At 58.2% G+C, this 13,918-nt stretch carries 8 protein-coding genes and 1 pseudogene; 4 read left to right on the forward strand and 5 right to left on the reverse strand.

From position 1 onward, the window contains the following. Positions 1-74 precede the first annotated feature (74 nt). The 3 genes from V5B59_RS16860 to V5B59_RS16870 all read left to right on the forward strand — a co-directional run bounded on the left by V5B59_RS16860 (position 75) and on the right by V5B59_RS16870 (position 4,891). Entirely contained in the window at positions 75-296 is a 222-nt protein-coding gene (locus V5B59_RS16860; protein WP_169070441.1) for a hypothetical protein, read from the forward strand. Between the two features lie 36 nt (positions 297-332). Continuing rightward, positions 333-1,547, forward strand: coding sequence for an ISAzo13 family transposase (locus V5B59_RS16865; RefSeq protein WP_332351424.1), 1,215 nt, complete (start codon positions 333-335; stop codon positions 1,545-1,547). 128 nt (positions 1,548-1,675) lie between these two features. Then, positions 1,676-4,891, forward strand: a complete 3,216-nt coding sequence (locus V5B59_RS16870; RefSeq protein ID WP_332352052.1) for an Ig-like domain-containing protein — start codon at positions 1,676-1,678, stop codon at positions 4,889-4,891. A gap of 237 nt (positions 4,892-5,128) precedes the next feature. Here the strand turns inward: V5B59_RS16870 and V5B59_RS16875 are convergent, their stop codons facing one another. Together V5B59_RS16875 and V5B59_RS16880 are read right to left on the reverse strand one after the other, a co-directional pair. Continuing rightward, the gene (locus V5B59_RS16875) at positions 5,129-5,788 is read right to left on the reverse strand and encodes a GNAT family N-acetyltransferase (RefSeq protein ID WP_332352053.1); all 660 of its coding nucleotides are present in this window, start codon (positions 5,786-5,788) and stop codon (positions 5,129-5,131) included. A gap of 132 nt (positions 5,789-5,920) precedes the next feature. Beyond that, on the reverse strand, positions 5,921-6,865 hold the full coding sequence (locus V5B59_RS16880) for a transposase (RefSeq protein ID WP_332352054.1): 945 nt from the start codon (positions 6,863-6,865) through the stop codon (positions 5,921-5,923). Between the two features lie 229 nt (positions 6,866-7,094). Here V5B59_RS16880 and V5B59_RS16885 point away from each other — a divergent pair. Next, positions 7,095-7,589, forward strand: a pseudogene (locus V5B59_RS16885) (IS4 family transposase); the annotation flags it as partial. Positions 7,590-7,674: 85 nt separating this feature from the next. On the opposite strand, the gene V5B59_RS16890 reads toward V5B59_RS16885, so the two are convergent. The 3 genes from V5B59_RS16890 to V5B59_RS16900 form a co-directional block, all read right to left on the reverse strand. Beyond that, a complete protein-coding gene (locus V5B59_RS16890; RefSeq protein ID WP_332352055.1) occupies positions 7,675-8,007 on the reverse strand; it encodes a hypothetical protein in 333 nt (110 codons plus the stop codon). Beyond that, the gene (locus V5B59_RS16895) at positions 7,988-9,292 is read right to left on the reverse strand and encodes an IS701 family transposase (protein ID WP_246149239.1); all 1,305 of its coding nucleotides are present in this window, start codon (positions 9,290-9,292) and stop codon (positions 7,988-7,990) included. Before V5B59_RS16895 ends, V5B59_RS16890 begins: the two co-directional genes overlap by 20 nt. A 202-nt stretch (positions 9,293-9,494) precedes the next feature. Then, positions 9,495-13,745, reverse strand: a complete 4,251-nt coding sequence (locus V5B59_RS16900; RefSeq protein WP_332352056.1) for a beta strand repeat-containing protein — start codon at positions 13,743-13,745, stop codon at positions 9,495-9,497. Between the last annotated feature and the right edge of the window lie 173 nt (positions 13,746-13,918).

Consider the following 13,918-nt stretch of genomic DNA (forward strand, 5'->3'; position numbering starts at 1 on the left):
AGCCAGAAAAGCCGTGGCATGCTGCCCCACAGCCCGAAATTGCCTACAGTTCCTCTGAAACAAGGAAAAAGATCATGCCGCGCCAAATCCTCTCGGTCGATCGCAGCGTTCGGGATAGGGAGATTCCGCTCGCCAGCGCAACCCACAATGTCCCTGCCTCCGCCGATTTCAGCGCCACACGCATCGTCGGTGGCGATTGGTTACCAGAAGCCACTACAGAACGTGTTGAAGCGGTCACAGTGGCGAGCGAGTTGTTCGAGATCTACAGCAGCAACTTAGTATCTGTCCAGAAATAACTTGTACAACTTATACGAGTAGGCGACGATCTCGTCATGAGTAATGACGAGCTAGTTGAAACGATCCGTAAGAAGTTCGAGCGCGTGTCCACGGTTTTGGATGAGCGGGGGCGTCGTGTGTGGGCGTTGGCGGAAGCCGAGGCGCTCGGTTACGGCGGACAAAGCATCGTCGCTAAAGCCACGGGGCTATCGCGAATGACGCTGTATTCGGAAAAATGCGGTCATGCCCAGGACGACCCGGCGGGTTCTCGTAGACACGTCCGAAAAGCAGGGGGTGGACGCAAGAAGCTGATCGAGCACGAGCCGACATTGCTCTCGGCGCTGGAAAGATTGGTGGAACCGACCACCCGGGGAGACCCTGAGAATCCTTTACGGTGGACCTGTCTGAGTACCCGTCAACTGGCGGCGGCCCTTGAACAACAAGGCCACCGGATTGGTCGTCAGACCGTAGCGGTTTTGCTGGATAAGTTGGGCTATAGCCTTCAGGGAAATCAAAAGACCAAGGAAGGCACCGTCCATCCGGACCGGGATGCTCAATTCCGTTACATTCACGGTCGAGTCGAGGATTTCCAACGACGGGGACAGCCTGTGGTTTCAGTCGATACCAAGAAAAAGGAACTCGTCGGGGACTTCAAAAATGGAGGCCGAGAGTGGCGCCCCAAAGGAAACCCCGAACCGGTTCGCGTTCATGACTTTATCGACAAGACCCTAGGCAAAGTGAATCCCTATGGCGTCTATGATCCAACGGCAAACACCGGTTGGGTTAGCGTTGGGGTCGATCATGACACCGCCGAGTTTGCGGTGGAAACGTTACGACGGTGGTGGGAAAAGATGGGACGAATTCGTTATCCCGGGGCTACCGAACTGTTGGTGACTGCGGATGGTGGTGGCAGCAATGGGGCGAGAGTACGGTTATGGAAGGTCGCTTTACAGCGTCTGGCCGACCAAACCGGCCTATGCATCTCGATCTGCCATTTTCCACCGGGAACTAGCAAATGGAATAAGATCGAACATCGGATGTTCAGCTACATCAGTATGAATTGGCGAGGAAAGCCTCTGGTCAGCCATGAGGTCATCGTCAATTTGATTGCTGCCACCACCACACAAGCAGGCCTAAAAATTGAGGCGGAGATGGATACCAACACCTACGCGAAAGGCATACACGTGACTGATGATGAACTCGATAAAGTTCACATAGAACGCTCCGAGTTTCATGGTGAATGGAACTACACCATCCGGCCATCGGTTTGAACTTGTACAACTTATTTCTGGACAGATACTTAGTCGGCACGGGCTTTGGCGATGCACCGACTAAGGCGCCACCCATTCCTGGTTGCGGCCAAAGGCCGCGCTAAACGACGAGATAAGCGAAGAGCACAATGGCAACTTCTACCAAGTTCTTTGACGACCCGCAGAGTTTCGCCGCGGTGGCACAAGTACTCGCGGGAGTGATAGAGCCTGCAGTACCGGTGTATTGCGGAAGCGTGCCTCTGGGAAATTATCACGCAGTTGAAGTGTTCGACAGAACACCCAACGGATCGGGTTACCCGGGTAGCTTCGTCGATCTCGTGGCGAACATTTATCTGCGTGATACCTACCAGAAGCCGGACGGTACAGCGGGCTCTTATGGCACCTCATTTGCAGCGACGTTCTCGTATCGACCTGCTGCCGGCGACGAGAACCTTGCTTATGTCCCAACTGTTGACCGGGGAGACATCACGATTGGCGGTGGTGCCCGGTATACAGACGTTATTACCGGCCATTTCGGATCAGTTGCCAACGTCACGAGCACCCGAGCGTTTCCGGATCCGACTTTTGCGTTTACGACCATCGGCGTATCGAACGTCTTTGCCGTTCAGCAAGATGTCGAACTGGCAACTGGTGTTGTACGCACGGCAGGCGACGTGCTGCGTGCGGGAACGCTGTCGAGCATGTTCTCTTCGCAGCAAAGCTTCGATGCCTCGCTGATCCTGTGGGAGGACCGGGCTGGCAAGGTTCATAGTCTGCCGTTGAGTGATGCCACCCCTCGCGACGATCATCTCTTTGACCAAGCGCAGGAACTCGGCTCGTGGGTGGAATTGGTCAAAGGGGCGGGGTCGGCCTGGTATCTGGACAGTCCGACCATTCGTCTGGTGATCGACAACCCGCATGGGCTGCAACTCGGCCTGCAAGGCTTCCTGGCGAGCAGCCGGAATCCGAATGACGACTCGCTGAACCTATGGACCGAAGTACTCAACCCGCCGAGCGTGCTCGCAAAGGGCCTCACCTACAGGGTCGATTTCAAAATCATCGCCGTTGCTCCCCTCACCGATAACACGACCTACGTCACCCCATTCTCGGCCAAGCTCGCTGGTACACCGTTCAGCAATGTCACCTTGAGCGGGACAGCTGACGCAAATGCCATCGGCACCGGTGGAGACAATGTTATCGAGGGGAACAGCGGTGCCAACACCTTATCCGGTGACGCAGGCAACGATACACTCACCGGCGGAGCGGGCGACGATCTAATCGATGGAGGTTCTGGCAATGACACCGCCGTCTATGCCGGTAATTGGACCAATTATGTGATCACCTCCACAGCCAGTGGTTTCACGATCACCAGTGCAGCCGACGGCACCGATACGCTAACGGCTGTAGAGTTTGCCCAGTTTGCTGATCAAATAGTTCCCCTTGCAACCGACACCGCGCCTCCCACAGTGACCTCGCTCACGCCAATCGACGGCGCTACTGGCGTTGACACCAGCAACATCGTAGTGAGCTTCAGTGAGGCGATCGCCCGCGGCACCGGCAGCCTCGTTCTCAAGACTGCCGACGGCGCCACTTTAGAGACCTTCGACGCCGCGACCAGCAACCGGCTGACTCTCTCCGGCAGTACACTGACCATCGACCCGACCAGCACGCTGGCCAACGGCACGAACTACTACCTCACCTTCGCCGCCGGAACGATCAAGGACCTGGCGGGCAATGGCTATGCCGGAACCACGAGCTACGACTTCACAACGGCCACCGACACCGCGCCTCCCACAGTGACCTCGCTCACGCCAATCGACGGCGCCACTGGTGTTGACACCAGCAGCAACATCGTCGTGAGCTTCAGCGAGGCGATCGCCCGCGGCACCGGCAGCCTCGTTCTCAAGACCGCCGCCGGCGCCACCATCGAGACCTTCGACGCCGCGACCAGCAACCGGCTGACCTTCTCCGGCAGCACGCTGACCATCGACCCGACCAGCACGCTGGCCAACGGCACGAACTACTACCTCACCTTCGCCGCCGGAACCATCAAGGACTTGGCGGGCAACAGTTACGCCGGCACCAGCACCTACGACTTCACCACCGCCAGCGGCACGCCGCCCGCCACTTCATACACCGTCCCCGGCACCCTCGGCAACGACTTCTTCCTTCCATCCGCCGGCAACAACTATCTGGGTGGCGGCGGCAACGACACCTACGTCATCAGCCCCCATACGCTGTCCGGTGCCGTCACCGCCAAGATCACCGACACGGAAGGCAACAATATCATCCAGCTCGTCGACGGCATGACGATCAGCGCCAGCAGCTTCTACGGCAATGCGGCGCAACTGACGCTCGCCAGTGGTGCCATCGTCCAGATCCTCGGCGCCTCGGCGTTCAGCTATCAGGTCGGCGCCAACGCACCCGCCGGTGACACCGCCACCACCCAGACCTATTCCCAGTTCGCCGCTACCCTGGGTGCTTCCGTACCTACCGGCTCGACCCCGGTTCCCGGCAGCGCGGGCTACGTCGTTCCCAGCGGTTTCACTCAGGCTCCAACGCTCACACCGGCCGTTGCCGGAAGTACCTTCACGGTCCCCGGCACGCTCGGTAACGACTTCTTCATTCCCTCGGCGGGCAACAACTATCTGGGTGGCGGTGGCAACGACACCTACGTGATCAGCCCGATGACCTTGTCCGGTACCGTTACCGCCAAGATCACCGACACCGAAGGCGCGAACGTCATCCAATGGGTCGACGGCATGACCCTCACCGCCAGCAGCTTCTACAACGACGCCGCGCAATTGACTCTCTCCACCGGCGCCAAGGTGCAGATCCTGGGTGCGTCGAAGTTCTACTTCCAGCTCGGCGCCAACGCGCCCACCGGCGACACGGCCACCAGTCAGACCTATGCCGAGTTTGCAAACACCCTGGGGGTGACCCTTCCGGCAGCCGGTGGCGCTCCGGTCAGCGGCACCCCCAACTTCATCGTCCCGAGTAGCGGCGGCTCCGCCTTCACAGTGGTCGACCTCAGCTCCGGCACGGTGACGGCGAGCGCAGCGGCGGAAGAATTCCGCTACGACTTCCAGATCGTGGGCGGTCGAATCACCAAAGCAGGAGATGGCGAAGTGACCATCCACGGCTTCGACGCCACCAGGGACAAGCTGGTGTTCGTCAACACGACCAATCATACGGTCTATAGTGAGGCCGAGTTCAAGGTGCTGCCAGGCGTGTCTGTCGCCGCGGATCCATTCGGTAACAACACCTCGATCTATTTCGACCCGGCCTCCGGTGTCACAGGAGGAGTCACCCTGACGGGGATTTTCGATGCGTCGCTGTCGCTGATCGTGGTCGAGACGATGTAGAAAAAGCAGCCCGGTTCCACGGCGGATCCGAGGAACCCGAGGACTCGCAGCAAGGATCTTTAGGCGATTTCCGGGAATCAAGATCCCGAACAACGACCGCAGCGGCTTGTTTTTCTGGCCCTGAGTCCAGCCTAACGCCATGATTCTTGGTACGGTGTTTTGCGGAAATTACCTTAGCAGACGGATCCTTGCTGTTGCGACTCCTCAGAGTTCCGCTGCGCGTCGCTTTTCATGTGCTTAACCGCCGGCCTGCCCGGCTCCCTGTCGGGCATCAGTCTGATTCTTGAGCAATCGGTGCATCAACCTGGTGTTGCTCAGAGAAAATGCCTCATCGGCCAGCAGGCCCGTTTGAACCACATCGACATGACTACGAGTCAGCGGGTCAAACGTATGTTTTCTAAGCAAGCCTTCCTGTTTGAACCCCAAATGCAGAGTTCCTCTTAGAGAATGCCGATTGTCCGCAAATACCAGCGAATAGAGCTTGTTGAATTTCATCACTCTGAAATAGAACTGGAACAGCATCAACATCGCGGCGGTGGTCAGACCAAATGGAACTCCCGGCAAAACACCCAGCAAGACTTCTGCGCGTTTGTGCTGCAAGGATATGTCCGTCAAGCTCAACAAACCCCATGGTTCGCCATAGGGTGTTCTTACAATCCAATGCAAAGCCCGCGATTTATCGATCGTGCTGTGGTACTCCCTGTTCAAGACGGCCACCAGATCGTAGTCTGCTGCAGGCAGCGGCGGCGCCAGCCGATGAAATGCGTGCATGAAAGCCTGATCAGCCCATAGGGTCCGCATAAACGGCGCATCATGTGCCTGTCGCCGGGTCAATAGACACGAGTGACTCTGGATGTTCTGCCACCAGACGCTCTGATTCAACCATTGACTGTTCATCCTGGATTCCTCTTCAATAGATTGACCAAGCGCGCTGCCAGGTTCCGTAGCACGTCTTCCGTCAGTCGCCACCGTAGCGCGTTTCAGTTGGCGTAGATCATTGTCGGCAAGGCGCACTTGACACCAATCAGTTTAAGTTGGCACCCAAAACGGAGGCAGCGGCGATCCAGTTTCGACGAGTCGGTAGAGCTTTCTCAAACCGCGGGTGAACCAAGAGAGACGGCTACGGAGCATTTTCCGGACGCTCCAGTGATCATCCGAGGTCTGCTCCTGTGCTTTCTTTTCCAAGGGGGTTGGGCGCTCCAGTTGATCTTTCCAGCCGACGCGGACGCACCAGTGCAAGGCCAGGGCCATGATGAGAAGCATCTTATCCAGGCGTTTCGCCTGTTCCAGGTGGCTTTCGGCCAACTCGAAGCCGCGCGATTTGAGGTCGGAGAACATGGGTTCAATGCCCCAGCGCAACCCGTAGTCGAGTACGCGCGCTCGCGTAGGCGGACAATCCATGGCGATGATCCAGGGTTCTGGGTGGCCAGGCTCCTGCAAAATGCCGATTGCGGTCGGTACGCCTTCCGCAAACAGCGTGACTTGAGGCAGGTAGCGTTCGCGGCACCCTGCGGCCAATTCGCCTGTGGTGGTCAGTTCGCCTTGGCCGGTATCCACGGAGAAGTTGCTTTTGAGCCGAATTCGATACTGCCATCCCATCCTCTGGACATACCGCAGCAACTCCACCGTGCCGTAAAACCGGTCGGCCGACAGCAATACCGCCGCCCCAGTCGGGAGCCACTCCCGAATTTTATCCAGGAGTTCCCGTTGCGGTTCAAAACCCAGGTTGGCGGCGCCTTCTTCAACCCACCAAGCCAGTGGCAACGCCCGTTCTCCTATCCGCACACTGACCATGAGAATCGCAAATCGATCGGAGAGATCCGTTTGATCCATCGCGATCCCCACCGTTTGCCCACCGCTACTGGCCATCCGCAGGGCATCCCGAGCAAACGGCTCCAACTCCCGCTCGCTGCGCAACTGCTCGGTCGATAGCAGTCGCCGTAGCCACTGTTGCCGCATATCGTCGCGCTCCACTTGGCAACTTCGCCGCCAGAACGGCGGTATTGGGCGTACGCACTTCGATCATCGCTGCCACCGCCAACGGCAACTTCTTGAGTACCGTCTTCCGCAACCACGGCATCACCGCCTCCATTCCTTTACGGATCTCATTCGCTAACACCTGCACCGAGCCCACGTTCGACACCTCCTCAACATGTGTATGATCAACATGACCGAAGACAACGTTGAAACTGATAGGTGCTAAGGGGTCAAGCCCATTGAATGGCGCTTGCTGACCAATCGAGAGGCCGACCGCCTCGAAGCGGTCGCGGAACTGATCGACTGGTATCGCGCGCGCTGGGAAATTGAAATATTTTTCAATGTCCTCAAAAATGGCTGTCGGGTGGAAGCCCTGCAACTGGGGCATATCGACAAGATCGAACTGGCCTTGGCCGTTTATATGGTGGTGGCGTGGCGCCTGGCACACCTCGTGCGACTCGGGCGTACTCATCCAGACTTGTCCGCCTGCGAGTTGTTCAGCGAGGAGGAATGGAAGGGCGCGTATCTCTTGGCAGAGAAAGAGCCGCCCAGCACCCCGCCCAACCTCCGCGAGATGATCCGGCAGATCGCCATGCTCGGCGGCTTCCTCGGCCGCAAGTGCGACGGCGAACCCGGCGTCAAAACCCTCTGGCTGGGCTTCGCACGACTCCGCGACTTCGTCCGCGGAGTCGAGTTCATGCGATCTGTTCATGATGAATGAGTTGTGCGTAAGGGTATGCCGTTAAGGGTGTCGTTGCAAGACAGACCGAAAATCTGGTCGTCGCCATTTATTCCAGAGTAGGTTGTCATGACAAGCTCCTTTTACCGATGCGTGAGTGGTATTGCATTGGGGAAGACTGCGGGATGTCGAGTCGAATGATTTCGGTTGCCGGAGAAATCCCCGGCAACAGTGCCGAGACATCGGCAACAGCAGAGTCGATGAAGACGACTTCGCTGTGCGCGACGACGTGGTGGTCCGCCATCAAGCCTCTATTCAGGTCAGGTAAGCGCTCTGGGATAAGTTCTCCGACATTCCAAGGCAGATCTTCCTCATGGATTAGCGGTTGGAATGTCGGAAAGACTTTTTCACCATCGCTTGCCGCATTGATTAATTCTACATTAACAGATTCTAATGGCATTTTTTGGTGCTGGCGGCTGCCTTCGGTAGGCGCTGTCGCGGGCGCTTTGTCGCCGTGCATGACGCTCGGCGATGATTCGCACGAGGTCTTCGCGACCGTGAATCTTCACCGGGAGCTGCGCCACGAGCATGTCGACGACATCGGCACAGGACAGTAACTCGGCGTAGGGTGAGTGTTGCCGCCGCTCCTTGACGAGAAAGAGTAGTGCAACGCAGACGAGCGCCATGTGGTTGTACCAAGCCCGCCACTTGCGTACCTGGTAGTCGGCCATCCCACAGCAACCTTTCGCATTCTCGAAGGCGCGCTCGATGAAGTGGCGCTGTGCCTGCATGCGTGCCAGCTCGCGAAGTGGCGTGTCGGGCGCCGCGTTGGAGAGCATGAACTTCACCTCCTTGCCATCGCGGCGTGCCAGGAGATGCCATTGGCGGGCCTGTGCGCTGTTCGGATGACTGATCCACACGCGGGTATGGGCAAACATCGCGCGCACTTCACCCTTCTCCCCGTCGCGCAGGATCACCGGGTGCCACTCCTTTCGTTTCAGGCGCGCGGCCCATTCGCGGGCTTCCCAGGCCGGTACCCACGCCTTTCCCGGATCGGTAAAGTAAAACTGCTGGTCGCTGTGCACCTCGGTGGCGAATACCTCACCTGCATCGTCCCAATCAAACAGCAGCCAAGTCGCGTGGCCATAGAGGCCGTCGGCACCGATGAAGCCAAAGCGCACCCCGGCGGCTCGTGCCCGCTTGACCATCTCGGCAGCCATCTGCGGCTTAGTCCGAAAGACCCGTGCCGATTCCGGAATCCCCGCTTCCTGGCAACGCTTGGCGTCTTCAACCCAACGCTCTGGAAGGAACAATTCGAAGTCGATGATCGCCGCCTGCGACCCTCGTGCCAAGGCGGCATACACTCCAACCTGCGAGTTCTCGACCTTACCCAGGCGACCGTTGTACTGCCTGGCGACGCCCGCTGAATGGTCGCCCTTCTTTTGGACCCCAGACTCATCGAGCAACAGTCCCGTCTCTGGCCCACCGATCCACTCGTCCGCTTGTCGCGCCGTCTCCCGACGCACATTCTCAAAGTCCCATGCAGCATCGCTCAACAGGTGGTGGAGGCTGTAATACTCGGTCTCCGCCACCGTCTCGCTCATCTGTTCCAGGTTCGCACGAGGGCTTTGAAAAAGGCCCCGCAAGTACTGTTCAGCTTGCTCGGCCGTGCTTCGCGTTTTACTGCGGAAACACTCCCGGAACGACTGAAAATGGCTGGTCAGATTCTCGCAGCAGCTGGCCACCGCACGCCCGATCCCAAATAAATAAATTTGGCGATTTCATCGTCATACTCCTTATGTGGTAGAGCATTAGATATGTAGCTCAATAGCCTGTATTTCAACCATTTTAGAAATGTGGCAAAGTAGAATTAAGTCCGGCAATTTGTCAATTTTCATCATGCTCTCCCGCTAATATGACTTCAAGAAAGGTCTGCTTTTCTGTTTTCTACATCGTCTCGACTACGATCTGTGATAGCGACGCATCTTGAATCCCCGTCAGGGTGACTCCTCCTGCGATACCGGAGGCGGGGTCGAGATGGATCGAAGTGTTGTTGCTAAAGGGATCCGAAGAGATCTCTACGCCTGGCAGCACCTTGAACTCGGTCTCGCTATAGACCGTATGATTGGTCGTATTGACGAATACCAGCTTGTCCTTGACGACGTCAAAGCCGTGGATGGTCACTTCGCCATCCCCTGCTTTGGTGATTCGACCGCCCACGATCTGGAAGTCGTAGCGGAATTCTTCCGCGGCTGCTCTCGCCGTCACCGTGCCGGAGCTGAGGTCGACGACCGTGAAGGCGGAGCCGCCGCTTGGGACGACGAAGTTGGGGGTACCGCTGACCGGAGCGGCACCGGCTGCCGGAAGGGTCACTCCCAGCGTGCTTGCAAACTCGGCATAGGTTTGACTGGTGGCCGTGTCACCGGCGGGCGCGTTGGCGCCGAGCTGGAAGTGGAACTTCGACGCCCCCAGGACCTGCACCTTGGCGCCGGTGGAGAGGGTCAGTTGTACAGCGTCGTGGTAGAAGCTGCTGGCGGTGAGGGTCATGCCGTCGACCCACTGGACGACATTAACGCCTTCGGTGTCGGTGATCTTGGCGGTGACGGCACCGGCCAAGGTCATCGGGCTGATGATGTAGGTGTCGTTGCCGCCGCCGCCCAGATAATTGTTGCCCGCCGAGGGAATGAAGAAGTCGTTGCCGGGCGTTCCGGGGACCGTGAAGGCGGGGCCGGCAACGGCCGGGGTGAGCGCTGGCGCCTGCGTGAAGCCGGTGGGAACGACGTAGTCCGCGCTGCCGGAAACCGGGGTCGAGCCGGGAGGTACGGAAGCCCCCAGGGTGGCGGCGAACTGGGAATAGGTCTGGGTGGTGGCGGTGTCACCGGCGGGTGCGTTGGCGCCGACCTGATAGCGGAACGCCGAAGCGCCGAGGATCTGGACGATGGCCCCACTGGCGAGCGTCAGTTGCGCCGCATTGCCGTAGAAGCTGCTGGCGCTGATCGTCATGCCGTCGACGAGCTGGATGACATTGTTGCCTTCCGTGTCGGTGATCTTGGCGGTGACGGCACCGGATAGCGTATGGGGGCTGATGACGTAGGTATCGTTGCCACCGCCACCCAGATAGTTGTTGCCGGCGGACGGAAGGAAGAAGTCGTTGCTCAAGGTGCCAGGGACCGTATACGAGGTAGCGGGCGTGGGGCTGGTGCTGGTATCGGCAATACTCGTGGATGCCGTGGCGGCGGTGCCACTGATCGAGGCGGTCAGCGTCTCAACGCCTTCCGTCGTCAGATCATTGGCCAGTGCTACGGTAATAATCGCCGCGTTGTCGTTCACGGTGACATTGCCCGTCAGCGCACCACCCGTCACGTCGGCCGCAGTAATGCCCGTGCCGGACAGGACATACGACAAGACCGTACCGTTCGCGACACCCGTGGTCGTAAGGGTGAAAACTGCGCTCGATCCCTCGTTGCCAGTCGCCGCATTGGCAGCCAAGCTGTAGGTCGTCGTCCCCCCGGGGATGAAGCTTATGACGCCATTATTGAGAGAGGCCCTCCCATCAGAGAACTGTAAGAACTCGACGTCTGAACCAATCGTGTCTGAGCCTTCGAGCGTCGAATTGGATATCAAATGATACTGTAAAAAAGAAGACCCATCCTTGCCACCGTAAAGGCTCGTGATCGTGTAACTGGCAAACGACTGGTCGTAACTTGCCGTGTCGTTGCCTTTCCCACCATACAGTGCATCATCTCCCTTCCCACCATAGAGGAAATCATTTCCGTCGGAGCCGCTCAGCACGTTGTTTCCGGTATCGCCAGTCAGCGTGTCGTCGTAGTAACCACCAGTGACATTCTCGATACTGATGAGTGTGTCGTTGCCCTCACCGCCAGTCGCCGTTCCCAACGCCAGGTTGACCGTCACCCCGGACGCGGCCGAGTAGAACTCCGCGGAATCGAAATCTGCACCACCATCCAGAGTATCGTTACCGGCCCCTCCGTAAAGGTTGTCGTCGCCCTCACCACCGGCCAGGCTGTCGTTACCGCCGTTACCATAAAGAGAGTTGGAGTCAGCATTACCAATCAGCGTGTCGTCATGGTCACTGCCGCTGACACTCTCGATACTGATGAGTGTGTCGTTGCCCTCACCGCCAGTCGCCGTTCCCAACGCCAGGTTGACCGTCACCCCGGACGGGGCCGAGTAGTACGCCACGGAATCGTTATCTGCACCACCATCCAGAGTATCGTCACCGGCCCCTCCGTAAAGGTTGTCGTAGCCTTCACCACCGGCCAGGCTGTCGTTACCGCCGTTACCATAAAGAGAGTTGGAGTCAGCATTACCAATCAGCGTGTCGTCGTAGTTAGTGCCGCTGACACTCTCGACGCTGATGAGCGTGTCGTTGCCCTCGCCGCCAGTCGCCGTTCCCAACGCCAGGTTGACCGTCACCCCGGACGCGGCCGAGTAGAACTCCGCGGAATCGAAATCTGCACCACCATCCAGAGTATCGTTACCGGCCCCTCCGTAAAGGTTGTCGCCGCCCTCACCACCGGCCAGGCTGTCGTTACCGCCGTTACCATAAAGAGAGTTGGAGTCAGCATTACCAATCAGCGTGTCGTCATGGTCACTGCCGCTGACACTCTCGATACTGATGAGTGTGTCGTTGCCCTCACCGCCAGTCGCCGTTCCCAACGCCAGGTTGACCGTCACCCCGGACGGGGCCGAGTAGTACGCCACGGAATCGTTATCTGCACCACCATCCAGAGTATCGTCACCGGCCCCTCCGTAAAGGTTGTCGTAGCCTTCACCACCGGCCAGGCTGTCGTTACCGCCGTTACCATAAAGAGAGTTGGAGTCAGCATTACCAATCAGCGTGTCGTCGTAGTTAGTGCCGCTGACACTCTCGACGCTGATGAGCGTGTCGTTGCCCTCGCCGCCAGTCGCCGTTCCTAACGCCAGGTTGACCGTCACCCCAGACGGAGTCGTGATCGTGTAACTGGCAAACGACTGGTCGTAACTTGCCGTGTCGTTGCCTTTCCCACCATACAGTGCATCATCTCCCTTCCCACCATAGAGGAAATCATTTCCGTCGGAGCCGCTCAGCACGTTGTTTCCGGTATCGCCAGTCAGCGTGTCGTCGTAGTAACCACCAGTGACATTCTCGATACTGATGAGCGTGTCGTTGCCCTCACCGCCAGTCGCCGTTCCCAACGCCAGGTTGACCGTCACCCCGGACGCGGCCGAGTAGAACTCCGCGGAATCGAAATCTGCACCACCATCCAGAGTATCGTTACCGGCCCCTCCGTAAAGGTTGTCGTCGCCCTCACCACCGGCCAGGCTGTCGTTACCGCCGTTACCATAAAGAGAGTTGGAGTCAGCATTACCAATCAGCGTGTCGTCATGGTCACTGCCGCTGACACTCTCGATACTGATGAGTGTGTCGTTGCCCTCACCGCCAGTCGCCGTTCCCAACGCCAGGTTGACCGTCACCCCGGACGGGGCCGAGTAGTACGCCACGGAATCGTTATCTGCACCACCATCCAGAGTATCGTCACCGGCCCCTCCGTAAAGGTTGTCGTAGCCTTCACCACCGGCCAGGCTGTCGTTACCGCCGTTACCATAAAGAGAGTTGGAGTCAGCATTACCAATCAGCGTGTCGTCGTAGTTAGTGCCGCTGACACTCTCGACGCTGATGAGCGTGTCGTTGCCCTCGCCGCCAGTCGCCGTTCCCAACCCCAGGTTGACCGTCACCCCGGACGGGGCCGAGTAGTACGCCACGGAATCGTTATCTGCACCACCATCCAGAGTATCGTTACCGGCCCCTCCGTAAAGGTTGTCGTAGCCTTCACCACCGGCCAGGCTGTCGTTACCGCCGTTACCATAAAGAGAGTTGGAGTCAGCATTACCAATCAGCGTGTCGTCGTAGTTACTGCCGCTGACACTCTCGACGCTGATGAGCGTGTCGTTGCCCTCGCCGCCAGTCGCCGTTCCCAACGCCAGGTTAACCGTCACCCCGGACAGAGCCGAGGAGTACCCCACGGAATCGTAATCTGCACCACCATCCAAAGTATCGTTACCGACCCCTCCGTAAAGGTTGTCGTAGCCCTCAGCACCTGCCAGGCTGTCGCTGCCACCCTCGCCATAAAGATAGTCATCGCCCTTACCACCGGTAAGGATGTCGTTGCCATTTGTGCCAATCAAAGTAGTCATCGTTGCTCCCTTTCATAATCGTCATCGTTGCGTTAATTGCGAGAGCCCAGCAATTCCCGGCATAAGTTGTTCAAGCCATTGATTACAAATAGTTCCCAAATTGCATGCACAGATTTGGTGCGAAAAATACCGATATAAATCAATTTGTTATATCATGCCGGGAATTGCTGCTT

This window comes from Candidatus Accumulibacter contiguus, from assembly GCF_036625285.1.
GTDB classification, from domain to species: Bacteria; Pseudomonadota; Gammaproteobacteria; order Burkholderiales; family Rhodocyclaceae; genus Accumulibacter; species Accumulibacter contiguus.